Source organism: Amycolatopsis sp. NPDC005003, assembly GCF_053600695.1.
The window spans coordinates 1-15,059 of the sequence record NZ_JBSGAI010000056.1 but is presented as its reverse complement, the minus strand read 5'-3'; the positions used below and the strand labels follow the sequence as shown (position 1 = coordinate 15,059).

General features: G+C 70.4%; 20 protein-coding genes and 1 pseudogene. 8 read left to right on the top strand and 13 right to left on the bottom strand.

What is annotated here, in order from left to right; genetic code table 11:
* Nucleotides 1-62: 62 nt before the first annotated feature.
* Complete coding sequence (gene rsgA / locus ACWED2_RS41660) at nt 63-1,085, bottom strand: ribosome small subunit-dependent GTPase A (RefSeq protein ID WP_449696022.1); 1,023 nt, start codon at nt 1,083-1,085, stop codon at nt 63-65.
* Between the two features lie 114 nt (nt 1,086-1,199).
* Between rsgA and ACWED2_RS41655 the strand changes: the two genes are divergently transcribed.
* On the top strand, nt 1,200-1,958 hold the full coding sequence (locus ACWED2_RS41655) for an SOS response-associated peptidase (RefSeq protein ID WP_449696021.1): 759 nt from the start codon (nt 1,200-1,202) through the stop codon (nt 1,956-1,958).
* Nucleotides 1,955-2,563, top strand: a complete 609-nt coding sequence (locus tag ACWED2_RS41650; RefSeq protein WP_449696020.1) for an alpha/beta hydrolase family protein — start codon at nt 1,955-1,957, stop codon at nt 2,561-2,563. The genes ACWED2_RS41655 and ACWED2_RS41650 overlap by 4 nt, the downstream gene beginning before the upstream one ends.
* A gap of 148 nt (nt 2,564-2,711) precedes the next feature.
* On the opposite strand, the pseudogene ACWED2_RS41645 reads toward ACWED2_RS41650, so the two are convergent.
* The 3 genes and pseudogenes from ACWED2_RS41645 to ybaK form a co-directional block, all read right to left on the bottom strand.
* Nucleotides 2,712-2,875: pseudogene (locus tag ACWED2_RS41645) on the bottom strand (IS30 family transposase); the annotation flags it as partial.
* A 6-nt stretch (nt 2,876-2,881) separates the two neighbouring features.
* On the bottom strand, nt 2,882-3,022 hold the full coding sequence (locus ACWED2_RS41640) for a hypothetical protein (RefSeq protein ID WP_449696019.1): 141 nt from the start codon (nt 3,020-3,022) through the stop codon (nt 2,882-2,884).
* 495 nt (nt 3,023-3,517) lie between these two features.
* Complete coding sequence (gene ybaK, locus ACWED2_RS41635) at nt 3,518-3,994, bottom strand: Cys-tRNA(Pro) deacylase (protein ID WP_449696018.1); 477 nt, start codon at nt 3,992-3,994, stop codon at nt 3,518-3,520.
* Nucleotides 3,995-4,186: 192 nt separating this feature from the next.
* Between ybaK and ACWED2_RS41630 the strand changes: the two genes are divergently transcribed.
* Nucleotides 4,187-4,810: a sigma-70 family RNA polymerase sigma factor gene (locus ACWED2_RS41630; RefSeq protein ID WP_043777180.1), complete on the top strand. Its 624-nt coding sequence runs from the start codon at nt 4,187-4,189 to the stop codon at nt 4,808-4,810.
* A complete protein-coding gene (gene rsrA, locus ACWED2_RS41625) occupies nt 4,807-5,127 on the top strand; it encodes a mycothiol system anti-sigma-R factor (RefSeq protein WP_449696017.1) in 321 nt (106 codons plus the stop codon). The genes ACWED2_RS41630 and rsrA overlap by 4 nt, the downstream gene beginning before the upstream one ends.
* Nucleotides 5,128-5,188: 61 nt before the next feature.
* Here the strand turns inward: rsrA and ACWED2_RS41620 are convergent, their stop codons facing one another.
* Nucleotides 5,189-5,263 (bottom strand): 50S ribosomal protein bL37, encoded by a 75-nt coding sequence (locus ACWED2_RS41620; RefSeq protein ID WP_098515123.1) that lies wholly within the window; start codon nt 5,261-5,263, stop codon nt 5,189-5,191.
* 74 nt (nt 5,264-5,337) lie between these two features.
* Between ACWED2_RS41620 and ACWED2_RS41615 the strand changes: the two genes are divergently transcribed.
* Nucleotides 5,338-6,858, top strand: coding sequence for a sensor histidine kinase (locus ACWED2_RS41615; protein ID WP_449696016.1), 1,521 nt, complete (start codon nt 5,338-5,340; stop codon nt 6,856-6,858).
* A 468-nt stretch (nt 6,859-7,326) separates the two neighbouring features.
* Here ACWED2_RS41615 and ACWED2_RS41610 read toward each other — a convergent pair whose 3' ends face one another.
* Both ACWED2_RS41610 and ACWED2_RS41605 read right to left on the bottom strand, forming a co-directional pair.
* Nucleotides 7,327-7,581, bottom strand: a complete 255-nt coding sequence (locus tag ACWED2_RS41610; protein ID WP_043777259.1) for a WhiB family transcriptional regulator — start codon at nt 7,579-7,581, stop codon at nt 7,327-7,329.
* Nucleotides 7,582-7,855: 274 nt separating this feature from the next.
* Nucleotides 7,856-8,782 carry a diacylglycerol/lipid kinase family protein gene (locus tag ACWED2_RS41605; RefSeq protein WP_449696015.1) on the bottom strand — a complete coding sequence of 309 codons (927 nt, stop codon included), beginning with the start codon at nt 8,780-8,782 and terminating at the stop codon, nt 7,856-7,858.
* Nucleotides 8,783-9,106: 324 nt separating this feature from the next.
* On the opposite strand from ACWED2_RS41605, the gene ACWED2_RS41600 reads away from it, so the two are divergent.
* A complete protein-coding gene (locus tag ACWED2_RS41600) occupies nt 9,107-9,577 on the top strand; it encodes a hypothetical protein (RefSeq protein WP_449696014.1) in 471 nt (156 codons plus the stop codon).
* On the opposite strand, the gene ACWED2_RS41595 is transcribed toward ACWED2_RS41600, so the two are convergent.
* Nucleotides 9,574-10,056, bottom strand: coding sequence for an N-acetyltransferase family protein (locus ACWED2_RS41595; protein WP_449696013.1), 483 nt, complete (start codon nt 10,054-10,056; stop codon nt 9,574-9,576). The two genes, ACWED2_RS41600 and ACWED2_RS41595, sit on opposite strands and share 4 nt — an antisense overlap.
* A gap of 1 nt (nt 10,057) precedes the next feature.
* Nucleotides 10,058-10,645, bottom strand: coding sequence for an acid phosphatase (locus tag ACWED2_RS41590; protein WP_449696012.1), 588 nt, complete (start codon nt 10,643-10,645; stop codon nt 10,058-10,060).
* Between the two features lie 83 nt (nt 10,646-10,728).
* Between ACWED2_RS41590 and ACWED2_RS41585 the strand changes: the two genes are divergently transcribed.
* Nucleotides 10,729-11,202: a hotdog fold domain-containing protein gene (locus ACWED2_RS41585; protein ID WP_449696011.1), complete on the top strand. Its 474-nt coding sequence runs from the start codon at nt 10,729-10,731 to the stop codon at nt 11,200-11,202.
* Here ACWED2_RS41585 and ACWED2_RS41580 read toward each other — a convergent pair.
* From ACWED2_RS41580 to ACWED2_RS41565, 4 genes are all read right to left on the bottom strand, one after another.
* A complete protein-coding gene (locus ACWED2_RS41580) occupies nt 11,199-11,858 on the bottom strand; it encodes a hypothetical protein (RefSeq protein ID WP_449696010.1) in 660 nt (219 codons plus the stop codon). The two genes, ACWED2_RS41585 and ACWED2_RS41580, sit on opposite strands and share 4 nt — an antisense overlap.
* Nucleotides 11,859-11,928: 70 nt before the next feature.
* A complete protein-coding gene (locus ACWED2_RS41575; protein ID WP_449696009.1) occupies nt 11,929-12,363 on the bottom strand; it encodes a MarR family winged helix-turn-helix transcriptional regulator in 435 nt (144 codons plus the stop codon).
* Entirely contained in the window at nt 12,360-12,773 is a 414-nt protein-coding gene (locus ACWED2_RS41570; protein WP_449696008.1) for an SRPBCC family protein, read from the bottom strand. The genes ACWED2_RS41575 and ACWED2_RS41570 overlap by 4 nt, the downstream gene beginning before the upstream one ends.
* Nucleotides 12,774-12,836: 63 nt before the next feature.
* The gene (locus tag ACWED2_RS41565) at nt 12,837-13,442 is read right to left on the bottom strand and encodes a dTDP-4-dehydrorhamnose 3,5-epimerase family protein (protein WP_449696007.1); all 606 of its coding nucleotides are present in this window, start codon (nt 13,440-13,442) and stop codon (nt 12,837-12,839) included.
* A gap of 357 nt (nt 13,443-13,799) precedes the next feature.
* Between ACWED2_RS41565 and ACWED2_RS41560 the strand changes: the two genes are divergently transcribed.
* Nucleotides 13,800-14,981, top strand: coding sequence for an NAD(P)-dependent malic enzyme (locus ACWED2_RS41560; protein WP_449696006.1), 1,182 nt, complete (start codon nt 13,800-13,802; stop codon nt 14,979-14,981).
* Nucleotides 14,982-15,059 lie beyond the last annotated feature (78 nt).

The window sequence follows — 15,059 nt, the reverse complement described above, 5'->3', positions numbered from 1 at the left end:
CCCGAACGGGCGAATGGTTACCGATCTGACGGTGACGGTCGGCGAGCGGTTCCGAGTTGGTTTCAGGACTCGGTGGCGCGGCTCACGTCGTGGCCGCCGCGGGACGCCAGCAGGCGCCGCAGCGAAGCGAGCCGCTCGGGGCTCGCCTTCCCCTCGGTGACGACGTCGTCGAGCGCGCAGTCCGGGTCCTCGGGGGCGCCCAGGTGGCCGCAGCCCGACGGGCACTCTTCGGCGGCTTCGGCGAACTCCTCGAAGGCGTCGACGATGTCGTCCGCGGTGACGTGGGCCAGCCCGAACGACCGCACACCGGGGGTGTCGATCACCCAGCCGCCGTCCGGCAGCGGCAGCGCCACGGCCGCGACGGACGTATGCCGCCCCTTGCCGACCGCGCTCACCACACCGGTGGCCAGTTCGGCGTCCGGCACCAGGCGGTTGACCAATGTCGACTTGCCGACACCGGAATGGCCGACCAGGGCCGTCAGCCGGTCTTTCAGCAGCTCGTCGAGGCCTTCGGGCTGTTCGTCGTACCGGCTGACGATCACCGGGATGTCGAGACCCGCGTAGCCGGCCAGGAGCTCGTCCGGGCTGGCCAGGTCGGCCTTCGTCAGGCACAGCACCGGCTCGACGCCGCCCGCGTAGCAGGCGACGAGGCAGCGGTCGATGAAGCCGGTGCGCGGGGGCGGGTCGGCCAGCGCGGTGACGATCAGCAGGCGCTCGGCGTTCGCGACGACCAGCCGCTCGTACGGGTCGGTGTCGTCGGCCGTGCGCAGCAGGGAGCTGGTGCGGTCGTCGACGCGGACGATCCGCGCGAGGGTGTCCGGCTTGCCGGAGACGTCCCCGACGATGCCGACGCGGTCGCCGACGACCACCGGGGTCCGCCCCATCTCGCGGGCCCGCATCGCCGTGATCACCCGGGTCGGATCGGCGTCGATCGCGCAGGTCCAGCGGCCGCGGTCCTTGCCGATGACCATGGCCGTGACGGCGTCGGCGTGCTCGGGGCGGCGCTTGCTGCGGGGCCGGCTGCCCTTGCCCGGACGCACGCGGACGTCGGACTCGTCCAGCCTGCTCCAGTCGTTGCGCGCCAAACCCTCGTCCTTTCGTGCGCCGGTGCCCACCCGAATGATCCCACGTCGCTCGCCAGGGCCCTGGCCTGCGTGTAACGATGGCGTCCCGGACGTATCCGGCACGAGGAGGCGCTCATGTGCGGCCGCTACGCCGCGACGAAGGACCCGGCGAAGCTGATCGAGGAGTTCGACGCGATCGACCTCACCGAAGGCCACGCGCGCGCCGACCACAACGTGGCACCGACGAAGAACGTGGTCACGGTCGTGCAGCGGCACCCGCGTGACGAAGACGGCCAGGTCCTCGAGGACGAGCCCGCCGAGCGTTCGCTGCGGATGATGAAGTGGGGCCTGGTGCCGTTCTGGGCCAAGGACCCGTCGGTCGGCTCGCGGATGATCAACACCCGCGCCGAAACGGCCGCCGAGAAGCCGGCCTTCCGCCGCGCGCTGGTGTCGCGCCGCTGCCTGGTGCCGGCCGACGGCTGGTTCGAGTGGCGCCGCACGGGCAAGGAGAAGGAGCCGTTCTACATGACGGCGCCCGACGGTTCGTCGATCGCGTTCGGCGGGATCTGGGAGAGCTGGCGGCCGAAGGACGACGACAAGGCGTCGCCGCTGATCACGTTCTCGATCATCACGACCGACGCGGCGGGCCAGCTCACCGACGTCCACCACCGGATGCCGCTGATCGTGCCCCGCGACCACTGGGACGGCTGGCTCGACCCGGACCGCGAAGACGTCACCGACCTGCTGGTGCCGACGCCCGAGGAGATCGTGGCGTCGCTGGAGCTGCGGCCGGTCTCGAGCAAGGTGAACAACGTCCGCAACAACGGGCCCGAGCTGCTGGAGCGGGTCGACCCGGCGCAGGAGAGCGCCCTGTTCGACGCGCCGAAGTCATGACGGCCATCCCGATCGAAACCGCCTACGGCCCGGCGCGGGTGTACCTGCACTGCGCCGAGGAGGGCGAGGCGGTGCTCATGCTCGGCCACGGCGCGGGCGGCGGCCTCGGGGCGAAGGACCTGGTGGCGGTGACGCGCGCGGCGCAGGCGGCGGGCGTGCACGTGGCGTTGGTCGAGCAGCCCTACCGGGTGGCGGGCCGCCGGGCGCCGGCCCCGGCGAACCAGCTGGACACGGCGTGGCTGACGGTGGCGGACGAGCTGTCGGAGCGCTTCGACGGCCTCCCGTTCGTGTTCGGCGGCCGGTCATCGGGTGCGCGAGTGGCCTGCCGCACGTCGTCGGCGGGGCAGGCGGTGGCGGTGCTGTGCCTGGCGTTCCCGGAGCACCCGCCGGGCAAGCCGGAGAAGACGCGCCAGCCGGAGTTCGACGCGGTCGAGGTGCCGACGCTGGTGATCCAGGGCGAGCGCGACCCGTTCGGCAGGCCGAAGCCGGGACCACACCAGGAGCTGGTGCTGGTCGACGGCGACCACAGCTTGGGCAAGGACCTGGAGACGATCTCCCGCGCGGCGGCCGAGTGGCTGTCGCGGGTGCTGCGGCCGCTGGCCTGAGTTGTCCACAACGGGGTCGGCTGTCCACAGATTTCGCTGTGGGCCGGTTTTGCGCTCCCACAGTCGATAAGCTGGACTTAGGGACGGCCCCCTGGGAGGGCGGTTTCCAGCGGTCGTTGCGACACTGATGCTGGTTGTGGGTGTTGTGGAGTAACTGTGTTATGCGTTCGGTCGGGGTGTCCCAGTCGAGGGTCATCCGGGGCCGGTCGTTGAGCTCGACGGCGACGGTGTCGAGGTGCTCTGAGGTGTGGGCGGCGAGTGGTCGGTGCCTTTGGGGGAGTACTGGCGGAGCAGGCTGTTGGTGTTTTCGTTGGGTGCTCAAGAACCGCGCAGACACCTCGACCGGGCCACCGGCACCGCCGCTGCGGCCTGGGCCGCCTCGGCGCGCCAGCGTTTCGCGGTCCGGTAGTTGACCCCGACCTGCCGGGCCGCTCCCCTCGTGCCTGTCCCTGCGTCCACCAGGCCAAAGTAGGTCGCTCGTTCTGCGGTCAACGCCCGGCCAGGCCGACCAGGACCGCCGGAGAGGCAGCCCCGGGGGCACGATCTCGATCTCGTCTGGGCACGAGGCAACTCCTGAACTGAGGTGTTGCAACCACCCCTGGAAATCGCCGAGGGCGGGGGTGTCCGGCGAAGTCTGAGGGCCCTTTCAGGTGGCTCACCGGTGTGAGCGGCAGGCTGCCACCCAGACCTCCCCGCAACCCCGATCCGAAGCCTCAACACGGCCGGCGGTGCCGGGTCAAGGCACGCTTTCCCGCCTTGACGCGGTACTGGCGGCCGTAGTCACAATCCCGGCTTCGGGGTGGTGGGCACCGACCTTCCTCGTCAGCCGGGAAGGCCCGGGGCAGCTGCACCTCTCGCCGCCCGCTGGCCTCCGAATCCCCACACGACCTGCACAACGACTTTGCCGGAACAGCGGGGATGTCTGAACCCTCTTGGGGGCGGCATTTCCGCAGCTCAGCCCCCGATCGGCGCCACCACGGCCCCAGTAAGCCGGATCAGATCAGCGGGTGCCAGCTCCACCTCGAGCCCGCGCCGGCCGGCCGAGCAGAACACCGTCTCGAACTTCGAAGCCGTCTCGTCGATCACCACCGGCAGCCGGCTGCGGTGGCCCAACGGCGAGATCCCGCCCAGCACGTATCCCGTCGCCCGCTGGGCTGCCGCCGGGTCCGCCATCTTCGCCTTCTTGCCGCCCGCCGCGGCCGCCAAGGCCTTCAGGTCCAGCTGGCCGGTGACCGGGACCACGCCCACCGTCAACTTGCCGTCGACCTCCGCCACCAGCGTCTTGAACACGCGCGCCCGGTCCAGGCCCAGTGCCTCCACCGCCTCCAGGCCGTACGACTCCGCGCGCGGGTCGTGGTCGTAAGCGTGCAGCGTGTGCGCCACTTTCTGCTTCCCCAGCAGCGCCGTCGCCGGGGTGCCCTTGCCAGCCATGGCGGAAGTCTAGGGAATGCCCGATCACCCCGATCGGTTGTACGGGACGTGACACCAACGCTCGCCACCACACGCTCACGCAGCCGCCGCCGTCCCGAGGCACCGGCGAACCGCGGCGTGCCCGGTCCCCGCGTAAACTCGGGTCCGCCGTATGCGCGCACGCGCATCGACGCCGAGCGGGAAGGGAACGGTTTGCCGAGCACGCAGAACTCAGCGCCGGAAGAAGCGACCGAGGCCGAGCGCGCCGAGCGCTTCGAGCGGGACGCGATGCCGCTGCTCGACCAGCTGTACTCGGCCGCGATGCGGATGACCCGCAACCCCGCCGATGCCGAGGACCTGGTCCAGGAGACCTACCTGAAGGCGTACGCCGCCTTCGCGTCCTTCAAGGCCGGCACCAACCTCAAGGCCTGGATGTACCGCATCCTGACCAACACCTACATCAACGGCTACCGCAAGCGCCAGCGGCAGCCGGTGCAGGCGCCCACCGAGGAGATCACCGACTGGCAGATCGCCAAGGCGGAGAGCCACACCTCCAGCGGGCTCCGGTCGGCCGAGGTCGAGGCGATGGACAACCTGCCCGACACCGACGTCAAGGCCGCCCTGCAGAAGCTGCCCGAGGAGTTCCGGCTGGCCGTTTACCTGGCCGACGTCGAGGGCTTCGCGTACAAGGAGATCGCCGAGATCATGGACACTCCCATCGGCACCGTGATGTCCCGTCTGCACCGCGGCCGCGCCCAGCTGCGCGACCTGCTGGCCGACGTGGCGCGGGAGCGCGGCTTCATCCGGAGTGCCAAGGAGGAGGTGGCGGGGCGATGAACGACATGTGCGACGGCGCGTCGGACAAGGTCCGCTGCGAAGAGGCGCTCGCCGACATCTACCTGCTGCTCGACCGCGAGTGCAGCCCCGAGCGGGACGCCGCGTTGCGCGCCCACATCGACGACTGCCCGCCGTGCCTTGAGGAGTACGGCATCGACGAGCACATCAAGCAGCTGCTGGCCCGCAAGTGCGGCGGCGACCACGCCCCGGCCGAGCTGAAGAGCCGGCTGCGCGCGTCGATCCGCCAGACCGTCGCCTCCCGCGGCGGCGTCACCGTGGAACGCACCGAGATCACCCTCGAGCAGCGCTCCGAGTAGCGCCCGAGCACTACGAAGGCCCCCACACCAGCGGTGTGGGGGCCTTCGTCATGCCGAACGCTCAGGCGTTGGGCTTCTTGCCGTGGTTCGCGCCGTTCTTCTTCCGGTCGCGACGCTTGCGGGCGCGCTTCGACATGCTCACTCCTCGTCGTCAAAGCTGGTCAACCTCTCAAGTGTGTCATGACGTCCCGCTCTGGTTGGATGGGGTGCGTGTCCACGCTCGCCGAACTGCTCGCCGACAACACCGGCCTCCCGGGGGAGGCCGCGGATCACCTGCAGACCGTCGTCGCCGAGTGGCAGCTGCTGGCCGACCTCTCGTTCGCGGACTTCCTGCTCTGGGTGCCGGTGAGCGAGGAGCTGCAGCCGGACGGCGGCGACTTCGTCTGCGTCGCGCACGCGCGGCCGACGACGGCGCCCACCGCACACCCCGAGGACGTCGTCGGCACGCGGTTCACGGTCCAGGAACACCCGCAGCTGGCGAAGGCCATGCGCGAGGTCCGGATCTGCCGCGAGGAGGACCCGCACTGGTACCGCGACCTGCCGATGCGGCGGGAGGCGATCCCGGTGCGGTTCCACGACGAGGTCATCGCCGTGATGAGCCGCGAGACGAACCTGGCCGCGCCGCGGGTGCCTTCGCCGTTGGAGATCGCGTACCTGGGCAGCGCCGGCGACCTGTGCCAGATGATCGTGGACGGCACGTTCCCGCCGAACGGGACCAACGCGACCGACACGCACACGTCCCCGCGCGTCGGGGACGGCCTGATCCGCCTCGACTCGAGCGGCACGGTCGTGTTCGCCAGCCCGAACGGGTTGTCCGCGTACCACCGGATGGGGCACGAATCCGACCTGGTCGGGACCAGGCTGGCGCCGTTGACGCGCTCGCTGATCCGCGACCCGTTCGACGCGACCGAGGTGTCCCACCGGATCATCGAGGCTCTCGACGGGAAGCCGTCGAGCCGCACGGAGGCCGACTCGCGACGCGGCGCCGTGGTGCTGTTCCGCGCGCTGCCGCTGCGGCCGGCCGGCCAGGCGGCGGGCGCGCTGGTGCTGGTCCGCGACGTCACCGAGGTGAAGCGGCGGGACCGGGCGCTGCTGTCGAAGGACGCGACGATCCGGGAGATCCACCACCGGGTGAAGAACAACCTGCAGACGGTGGCGGCCCTCCTGCGGCTGCAGTCCCGGCGGACGTCGTCGGAGGAGGCGCGGCTCGCTCTGGCGGAATCGGTGCGCCGGGTGACGTCGATCGCACTGGTGCACGAGGCACTGTCGATTTCGGTGGACGAGCGCGTCGACCTCGACAAGCTGCTCGACAACGTGCTGCCGATGGTCGGCGAGGTCGCCACGGCGGAGTCGCAGGTCGGGCTGTCGCGGAAGGGCTCGTTCGGGATCGTGGTCGCGGAGATCGCGACGCCGCTGGTGATGGTGCTGGCCGAGCTGGTGCAGAACGCCATCGAGCACGCCTTCCCGGCGGGCCGGCCGGGCAAGGTCGAGCTGATCGTGGAGCGTTCGGCCCGCTGGCTGGACGTCGTGATCCGCGACAACGGGCGTGGCCTGCCGTCGGGGTTCTCGCTGGAGCGTTCGGACGGCCTCGGTCTCCAGATCGTCCGGACGCTGGTGGAGTCCGAGCTGCGGGGCTCGCTTTCGCTGCGGAAGGTGCGGTCGGAGACGTCGTCGACCCGCGTGACAGGCACGGAAGCCGCCCTGCGCATCCCGCTTTCCCGCCGCCTCTGACTCGTGATGCCCCTCCAATCACGCGTGATGCCCGCTCAATCACGCGTGATACCCATTTGCGCACGGCTGAAGTCGCGGTTGGGCGGCTCGCCTCGTGATCGAGCGCGTGACTCACGTGATTGAGGGCGGAACTCACGTGAGTGAAGGCGGATCTCGCGTGATTGGGCGCGCATCTCGTGTGCGCCGATGGGCATCACGTGTGATTGCGGGGCATCTCGCGTGATTGGAGGGGCATCACGCGAGATTGGGGGTGACACGTTGAAGGCCCGGCACCAGGTGCGTGGTGCCGGGCCGTTCAGCGCTTGCGGGAGGACTTGAAGTCCCGGTGAGGTTTCACCGCACCCGTCGCCAGGTGGTTTCGCCTCGGTTGTTAAGCTCAAGCCGGGTAGGTATCACCCCAGACGGCGTGGGCACGACGAATGCCCGCCGGGTGAAATTCCTGCTCGGCCTGGGTGGATCTCGAGAAACTTAGGCGTTGGTACGCGTGCCGATGTGCGTACGGCGGCGCTTGAGCGCGCGTCGCTCGTCCTCGCTCATGCCGCCCCACACGCCCGCGTCCTGGCCGCTGGCCAGAGCCCAGGCCAGGCAGTCGGAAGCGGAGGGGCAGCGGTGGCACACGGCCTTCGCCTGAGCAACCTGCGACAGAGCAGGACCGCTGGTTCCCACCGGGAAGAACAGCTCGGGGTCCTCGTCTCGGCAGGCCGCGTCGTGGCGCCAGTCCATGTTCGTGAGCTCCTTCATATGGCGCGGGAGGGCCGCGCCACAGTCGTCAATGGCGGTCGTGTTCTTGGGTGCTTGTGAATGCTTTCACGAAGCACCGCTTTCGACAAGGGTTTCCGGAAGATCGGTGAGTCAGGTCACCCGGCCGAGCGACCCCTCTGACCTGCGGTTTCTTTCCGAAACAGCCGCCGGAAGGGAAGGCTGATGCGCTGAGTGGAGCTTCTCCGTCGACGAACGGCATCTTGCACTTATCCGCAGGCGATCAGCGGTCCCGTCGTCACACGATCACCGTGAGTGCATGGGGGACGCTGAAGAATTCCACTCTGGTCCGCTGGCCGACGAGGTCGCCGTCCACCTGGAAGTTTACCGGTTCAGCTGCGTCGATGCGGATCATCGGCAGGTCATCGTGACGCACGAGACGCCGGCCGCGCTGGTTGCTCTTCGTAGCCAAAGCTTGGCGTACATGCTTGAACACGGTGGGCAACCCCAGACCGTTCAGCGCGAACAAACCCAATCCCGTCTCGAACGAGCAACCCGGGTTGAGGTGGACGGCGCGCTCGCCCAGGTAGCTCCACGGATCGGTGTTCGACACGAAAGCGGTCAACGCCTCGGCGGGTTCCTCGCCTGGGATGCGGATCGTGAGCGTCGGGCGGCCCAGCGGCGGGCGGAAGTAGGAGCGGACGGCGGCCCGCATGTAGAGACCGGCGGTGGTCTGCTTGCCGCGGCGCTTGGCGACCCGGCCGACGACGTCGGCGTCCCAGCCCAGGCCGGCGTTGAAGGTGAACCAGTGCCCGTCGGCCAGGCCGAGCCCGACCCGGCGCGAGCGGTCGTTCTCCAGCGCGTTGAGCAGCTGGTGGGTGGCCTCGAAGGAGTCCGCGGAGATACCGAGGGCGCGCGCGAAGACGTTGGCCGAGCCGCCGGGCACGACACCCAGTGCGGGGACTTGCCCGATTTCGTTCGGATCGCCGTCGGCGTCGGCCAGCAGCCCGTTGACGACCTCGTTGACCGTGCCGTCGCCGCCGTGCGCCACGACCAGGTCGATGCCGTCCCGCGCGGCCGAGCGCGCGACGGCCATCGCGTGGCCGCGGTAGTCCGTCTCGACCACGTCGAGCTTGACCTGGCTGGCGAGCGCGTGCGCCAGCACGTCCCGGCCACCCGCGGTGGTCGAGGTGGCCTGGGGGTTCACCACGAGGATTGCGCGCATTACCGCAGAGTAAGTGACTTCCGGCGGCCCGAACACCTTCCGGCGCCGCATGGTGACGGGCGCAACCCCGGGGAACAGCACCTTCGAGACCCTGTGCCGGGCGGCCCTCCTTCGCGTGCGAGTGTCCGCTCGTCGTGACAAGTGCACCCGGGCCGACCGCCCGCTCATCGACGACATCTTGATTTTCGACGCGCGGGCGGCCCCGGGAAAACGGCCGACCGGGTGGCATACGATCGCAAGAGCCTCACGCACGGTGACTCGCCCTGGTCGAGCTCGCTGTGCTCCCGCAAAGGACCCCGTCAAGATCCCCGGAAGGCCGCCGCAGTGAAGCTCTCGCCCGCTCCCCGTGAGGTCCGGCTGGCCGGCGCGGTCACCGCGGTGCCGTCGCTCGCCCTGCTGGTGTTCGGGGTGGTCGTGCTGGTGAACGGCCTGGGTGCGCCCGCACAGCCGGGCAACAACGTCTTCGTCGAGTCGGGCACGTTCATCGTGGTGGCGCTGGCGTTCCTGGCCGCGTCGGCGGGGCTGGTGCTCGGTCAGACGTGGGCGCGTTCGCCGGGCGTGGTGATCGCGCTGATCGTGATCGGGCTCGGCTGGTACCTGCTCGGCCCGTCCGGTGAGCCGCTGTGGGGCGTCCCGATCGCGCTGCTGGGCATCGCGGCGCTGGTCCTGCTGTTCCGGCGGCCGTCGCGGGCCTGGGCGCTGGGCCTGCGCGAAGGCGAGACGGAGACGGAAGCCGCCGAACGCGGCGGCCTCGCCGGCCGCCGCGCCGAGCGCGAGGGCCACGAAGAGGGCTAAGCCTGGGCGGCCAGGGCCTTCAGGGGTGCGTCGGTGAGGCGGTTGACCGTCCACTCGTCCATCGCGACCGCGCCCAGGGCCTTGTAGAACTCCGTTGCCGGGTTCCAGTCCAGGACCGACCACTCGAGCCGCGCGTAGCCGTTCGCGACGCACTCCGCCGCCAACGCCGCCAGCAGGGCCTTGCCCAGGCCCGAACCGCGCTGGGACTCCCGGACGTACAGGTCCTCCAGGTAGATCCCGTGCACGCCGCGCCAGGTCGAAAAGTTCAGGAACCAGACCGCGAAGCCGACGATCTCGCCGTCCACTTCGGCCACGTGCCCGAACAGCTTCGGTGCCTCGCCGAACAGCGCTTCGTGCAGCTGCGCCGCGGTCAGGTGGCACTCGTCCGGCGCGCGCTCGTACTCCGCCAGCTCGTGCGCCAGGCCGACCGCCGCTTCGACGTCTTCGGGGCGGATCCGGCGGATGCGGTCGTTGGGCACGTCAGTCCTCCGCGGGCAGCAGGTTGAGGTGTTCGATCTGGGGTTCGCCGCGCTCGTCGCCGAGCACTGCGATGCCGGCCGCGTCGAGTCCGAAGTGGACGCCGGCGGTGGCGGGCAGGTCGAGCCAGCGGGCCACCAGCACGCGGCTGAAGTGCCCGTGGCCGACCAGGATCACGTCGCCGGCTTCGCAGGCTTGCCGCGCGCGCTCCAGCACGCGATCCGCGCGGGCGGAGACGTCCGAAGCGCTTTCGCCGCCGGGGATCGGGTGGCTCCACACCGTCCAGCCGGGCACGGTTTCCCGGATCTGCGGCGTGGTGACGCCTTCGTACTCGCCGTAGTCCCACTCGGCGAGGTCCTCGGTGACTTCGTCGACGCGCAGCCCGGCCAGCGCGGCCGTGCGCAGCGCCCGGGCGCGCGGGCTCGAGAGCACCAGCGACGGGCCGCCCACCAGGCTGCGGAGGGTGCCGCCCGCGGCGCGCGCCTGCCCTTCGCCCGCCGGCGTCAGCGGGATGTCCGTGCGGCCGGTGTGCCGCCCGTTCAGCGACCATTCGGTCTGCCCGTGCCGGAGGAGGAAGAGACGGTTCGCCACCCGGCCGAACATACCCGGCCGTTTGCGCGACGGCTGGCCGTCTGCTTAGCTACTGAACGGTAGCTTAGTTCGAGGAGACCCCCATGTCCGAGACGCCGACGTTCGCGATGTGGCACAAGCTGGCCGGCAAGCCGGGCGGAAAGCAGCTGTTCAGTGCCGCGATGTGCCTGCGGGTGCCGTACTTCCGCACGGTGCTGCCTTCGGTGCGCGAGCTGCGGCCGGGCCACTGCGAGGTGACCGCGCCGAAGTGGTGGGGTGTTCACAACCACATCCGCACGTTCCACGCGATCGCCGCCTGCAACCTCGCCGAGATCGCGATGGGCATGCTCGCCGAGGCGACCGTCCCCGCCACGCACCGCTGGCTGCCGAAGGGCATGAACGTCCAGTACGTCGCCAAGGCCGAGACGGGCCTGCGCGCGGTCGCCGCGTTGCCCGAGCTGCCCGAGTTCGGCGACGAGGGCTTCGACCTCGAAGTCCCGGTGACCATTTCGGACACGAACGGCAAAGCCGTGGTCACCGGGACGATCACCGTCTGGGTGACGCCGAAGAAGCGTTAGAGCTGCTTGTACTGCACGTACGTCGTCTGGTGGAACGTGTTCTGCCCAGTCGGGGACGGTAGCCCCAGCTTCCGGTCCACCAGCTTGCCGAACGGGCCGCAGCCCTGCGTCGCCGGGAGCGCCAGGTCCGGGTCGACGACGCCGAAGTGGAACGTCGGCGGGTTCTTGGACAGCACCGTCGGCGGCAGCGCCGGGTCGTCGTGGACGACGGTGTGCAGCGGCGCGGCCGCCGTGCCGATGCTGCAGTCCTTGCGCAGCAACGGGTGTCGCAGCACGGCGTAGACGTCGAGCTCGCCGCGGCGGGCGTCGTTGCCCTGGAAGTCCGAATAGCCGCCGTAGCGGAGTCGGAGCGTCGTGCCGGCCAGGCCGGGCACGCGCACCGGCTCGTGCCGCAGCGCGCCGAACACCTGCGCGTACTGGCCGTTCACCCGGCCTTCACTGAACGTCAGCCGCATCTCCCCGAGCGGGATCTCCTGGCCGCCGATCGTCAGCTTTCCTTCGGAGACAAAGGCTTCGCAGCGCCACGTGCCCGGGTCGGCGTTCGCGGGCGGTGCCGGGCAGTCGGTGAAGTCGAACGTCGGGAGTTCGTTCGCGGACGCGGTTCCCGGCAGCAGAGCCAGTGCGGCCGCGGCCGCCCCCAGTGCGAGAAGTTTCATGACGGTGAGCCTGCTCGGTGCGCGCATTCCGGACATCCGGGATCGCCCCCAGGCGGGCCCCGGGATTCGATCAGGGACCGAGCCGGGCCAGCGCGTCGACGAAGCCGTCGTCGGTGGCCGCGAAGAACTCGGCGTCCGCGGCCTCGACGTCCTTCAGCGCCTTTGCGACCAGTTCGAGGCCGGCCGGGGTGACTTCGAGGCGCTTCGCGCGGGCGTCGGCCGGGTCGTCGGCGCGCGCGAGCAGCCCGCGGTCGGCGAGCTTGCGGACGACCTGGCTGGTCATCATCGTGTCGGTGCCGGCCTGGTCGGCGAGCTGCCGCTGGGTCGGTGGCTCGCCCCCGCGGGTGAGCCACCACGTCGTCGTCAGTAGCACGAACTGGACGTGCGTGAGGTCGTGCGGGGCCAGCGCGGCCCGCATCGCCCGCTGCCAGGCCAGTGTGACGCGCCACAGCAGGAAGCCGGGGCTGCGTTCGGGGCCGGGCAGGCGGGACTCCGGGGCGGTCATACCCGCGAGCTTGCCTCAGCCAGGCGGGCGAGTGCGCGCATGGCGTCCGGGGTGTCCGACGTGACCTGCGGGCCGAAGCCTTCGGGACCGTCGATGGTGACGCGGTAGGTGATCCGCGTGCCGCCGTCGACGTCGGTCAGCACGTGCTCGAACCGCAGGAACGCGTCCGGCAGCCGGGTCTCGTCGGTGAAGCTCCGGCCCTCGGTGACCTCGGTGAGGGTGAACGGGATCGGCGGCATGCCGTCCATCGTCATCGTGCCGCCGGTCCCGGTGGCGAACGGCCCGTCGAGGACCACCGATCGGACACCCGCGTCCCACTCCGGCCAGCGGCCGGTGTCCGCCCACAGCGGCCAGATCGCGGCGGCGGGGGCGGTGGAGGTCTCGCTGTGCTCGTATTCGTAAAGTGCCATGTGAGCATACTATATGCACGCTTACTAAAATCGCAAGCGGCCGGATGGCCGGGGTGGGGCCGGTCAGTTCGCCGAGCGGAGCTTGTCGTAATAGGCGACGCAGTCCGCGTACACCGGCAGGAAGCCCTGCTCCTCGGCTTCGGCCAGGGTCGGCGCGTCGCGGTCCTTGTCGGACAGGACCTGCTCGATGTCCGCGGGCCAGGGCAGGTCCAGCGCTGGATCCAGCGGGGCGATGCCGTGCTCGCCCGCCGGGTTGTACGGCTCCGAGCAGAAGTAGCTCATCACGGTGTCGTCCTCGAGGGCGACGAAGCCGTGGCCGAGGCCTTCGGCGAGGTACATGGCGCGGAACTCGCGCGAGTCGAGCACGACCGCGTCCCACTGGCCGAAGGTCGGCGACCCGACGCGGATGTCGACGACGACGTCGAGCAGCGAGCCGCGCGGGCAGTAGATGTACTTGGCCTGGCCGGGCGGGGTGTCGGCGAAGTGGATCCCGCGGATCGTGCCGCGCCGCGACACGCTGTGGTTCGCCTGGCCGAGCCGCAGCGGGTGGCCGACGGCTTCGCGGAAGACGTCCTCCTGGAAGGGGGCGACGAACAGGCCCCGGTCGTCGGGGAACGCCCGGGGGGAGAACTCGTAGGCGTCCGGGACGCTCAGCCGGCGGAATTGCATGCGGTCACCTTATCGGGCGCCAACAAAACCGGACGGACGTCTTGGGAATTGCCGGAAATCGGCGGTGGTGTGACATCAACCGCACCGAGGGGTCACCGGCGGCGGGGGACCTGTCACAATGAACGAACCGCCGCGTCCGCGGCCATCGCCAGACCCACGGCACCGATGGCCGACGTGACGCCTCGCCGACAGGCCGGCGCTACCGCGCTGGGCTGCCGTGCCGGGATCCCCCACGGTTTCCCCTGCAAGCCGTGGTCCCAGCCCGCATGCCCAGGAGAAATTCCAGTGACCCGAGTCCGAACCGCGAGTTCCGTCATTCCCACTGGGGGAATGACGGAAACGACGACAGGAAACCCCATGACCGACCCCACCGGCGCCGTCGCGCCGGTCACCGACGAAGAGATCTTCACCGGGCACGAGGGCGGCAAGCTCTCGGTGGCGGCCACCCGGCCGATTTCCAGCCCGCGTGACCTTTCGATCGCGTACACCCCGGGTGTGGCGAAGGTGAGCCTCGCGATCGCCGAGGACGCGGCCAAGGCCAAGCGCTACACGTGGGCGGACAGGCTGGTCGTCGTGGTGAGCGACGGGACGGCGGTGCTCGGCCTCGGCGACATCGGCGCCAGCGCGTCGCTGCCGGTCATGGAGGGCAAGTCGGTGCTCTTCAAGACCTTCGGCGGGCTCGACTCGATCCCGCTGGTGCTGGACACCACCGACGTCGACGAGATCGTCGAGACGCTGGTGCGGCTGCGGCCGTCGTTCGGCGCGGTCAACCTGGAGGACGTCTCCGCGCCGCGGTGCTTCGAGCTGGAGGACAAGCTCAAGGACGCGCTCGACTGCCCGGTCATGCACGACGACCAGCACGGCACGGCGATCGTGACGCTGGCCGCCCTGCGCGGCGCCAACCTGGTGCTCGACCGGGCGATCGCCGACCAGCGCGTGGTCGTCTCCGGCGCGGGTGCGGCGGGCGTGGCCTGCGCGAAGATCCTGCAGGAAGCCGGCATCGGCGACGTCACGGTGCTCGACTCGCGCGGCATCATCCACTCCGGTCGCGAGGGCCTGAACCCGGTCAAGGAGCGGCTGGCCGCGACGACGAACAAGGCCGGCCTGCGCGGCGGGCTGGCGGAGGCGCTGGAAGGCGCGGACGTGTTCCTCGGCCTGTCGGGCGCGACGATCGACGAGTCCCTGCTGGGCCGGATGGCGGGCGGCGGCATCGTGTTCGCGCTGTCCAACCCGGACCCGGAAGTTCACCCGGAGGTGGCGGCGCGGTACGCGTCGATCGTGGCCACCGGGCGCAGCGACTTCCCGAACCAGATCAACAACGTGCTGGCGTTCCCGGGCGTCTTCCGCGGTGCGCTGGACTCCGGCGCGCGGGCGATCACGGAGAACATGAAGCTGGCGGCGGCCGAGGCGATCGTCTCGGTGGCGATGGACGACCTGGGCCCGGACCGGATCGTCCCGTCGCCGCTCGACCCGCGGGTGGCCCCGGAGGTCGCGGCCGCGGTGGCGAAGGCCGCGGAAGCCGACGGCGTCACGGACTGACCTCTGCCGCAGCTTGTCGTGAGTGGTAATTAGGGTTATTAACAGAAATAAAAAAAACAAAATCCCCGGCCACTTATG

Bases quoted from the DNA above. Each gene is read 5' to 3' on its own strand.
- ACWED2_RS41580 (WP_449696010.1), bottom strand. From the start codon at position 11,858: ATGAAACTTCTCGCACTGGGGGCGGCCGCGGCCGCACTGGCTCTGCTG.
- ACWED2_RS41610 (WP_043777259.1), bottom strand. From the start codon at position 7,581: ATGGACTGGCGCCACGACGCGGCCTGCCGAGACGAGGACCCCGAGCTG.
- ACWED2_RS41655 (WP_449696021.1), top strand. From the start codon at position 1,200: ATGTGCGGCCGCTACGCCGCGACGAAGGACCCGGCGAAGCTGATCGAG.
- ACWED2_RS41605 (WP_449696015.1), bottom strand. From the start codon at position 8,782: ATGCGCGCAATCCTCGTGGTGAACCCCCAGGCCACCTCGACCACCGCG.
- ybaK (WP_449696018.1), bottom strand. From the start codon at position 3,994: ATGGCTGGCAAGGGCACCCCGGCGACGGCGCTGCTGGGGAAGCAGAAA.
- rsrA (WP_449696017.1), top strand. From the start codon at position 4,807: ATGAACGACATGTGCGACGGCGCGTCGGACAAGGTCCGCTGCGAAGAG.
- ACWED2_RS41565 (WP_449696007.1), bottom strand. From the start codon at position 13,442: ATGCAATTCCGCCGGCTGAGCGTCCCGGACGCCTACGAGTTCTCCCCC.
- ACWED2_RS41560 (WP_449696006.1), top strand. From the start codon at position 13,800: ATGACCGACCCCACCGGCGCCGTCGCGCCGGTCACCGACGAAGAGATC.
- ACWED2_RS41575 (WP_449696009.1), bottom strand. From the start codon at position 12,363: ATGACCGCCCCGGAGTCCCGCCTGCCCGGCCCCGAACGCAGCCCCGGC.
- ACWED2_RS41570 (WP_449696008.1), bottom strand. From the start codon at position 12,773: ATGGCACTTTACGAATACGAGCACAGCGAGACCTCCACCGCCCCCGCC.
- ACWED2_RS41650 (WP_449696020.1), top strand. From the start codon at position 1,955: ATGACGGCCATCCCGATCGAAACCGCCTACGGCCCGGCGCGGGTGTAC.
- ACWED2_RS41585 (WP_449696011.1), top strand. From the start codon at position 10,729: ATGTCCGAGACGCCGACGTTCGCGATGTGGCACAAGCTGGCCGGCAAG.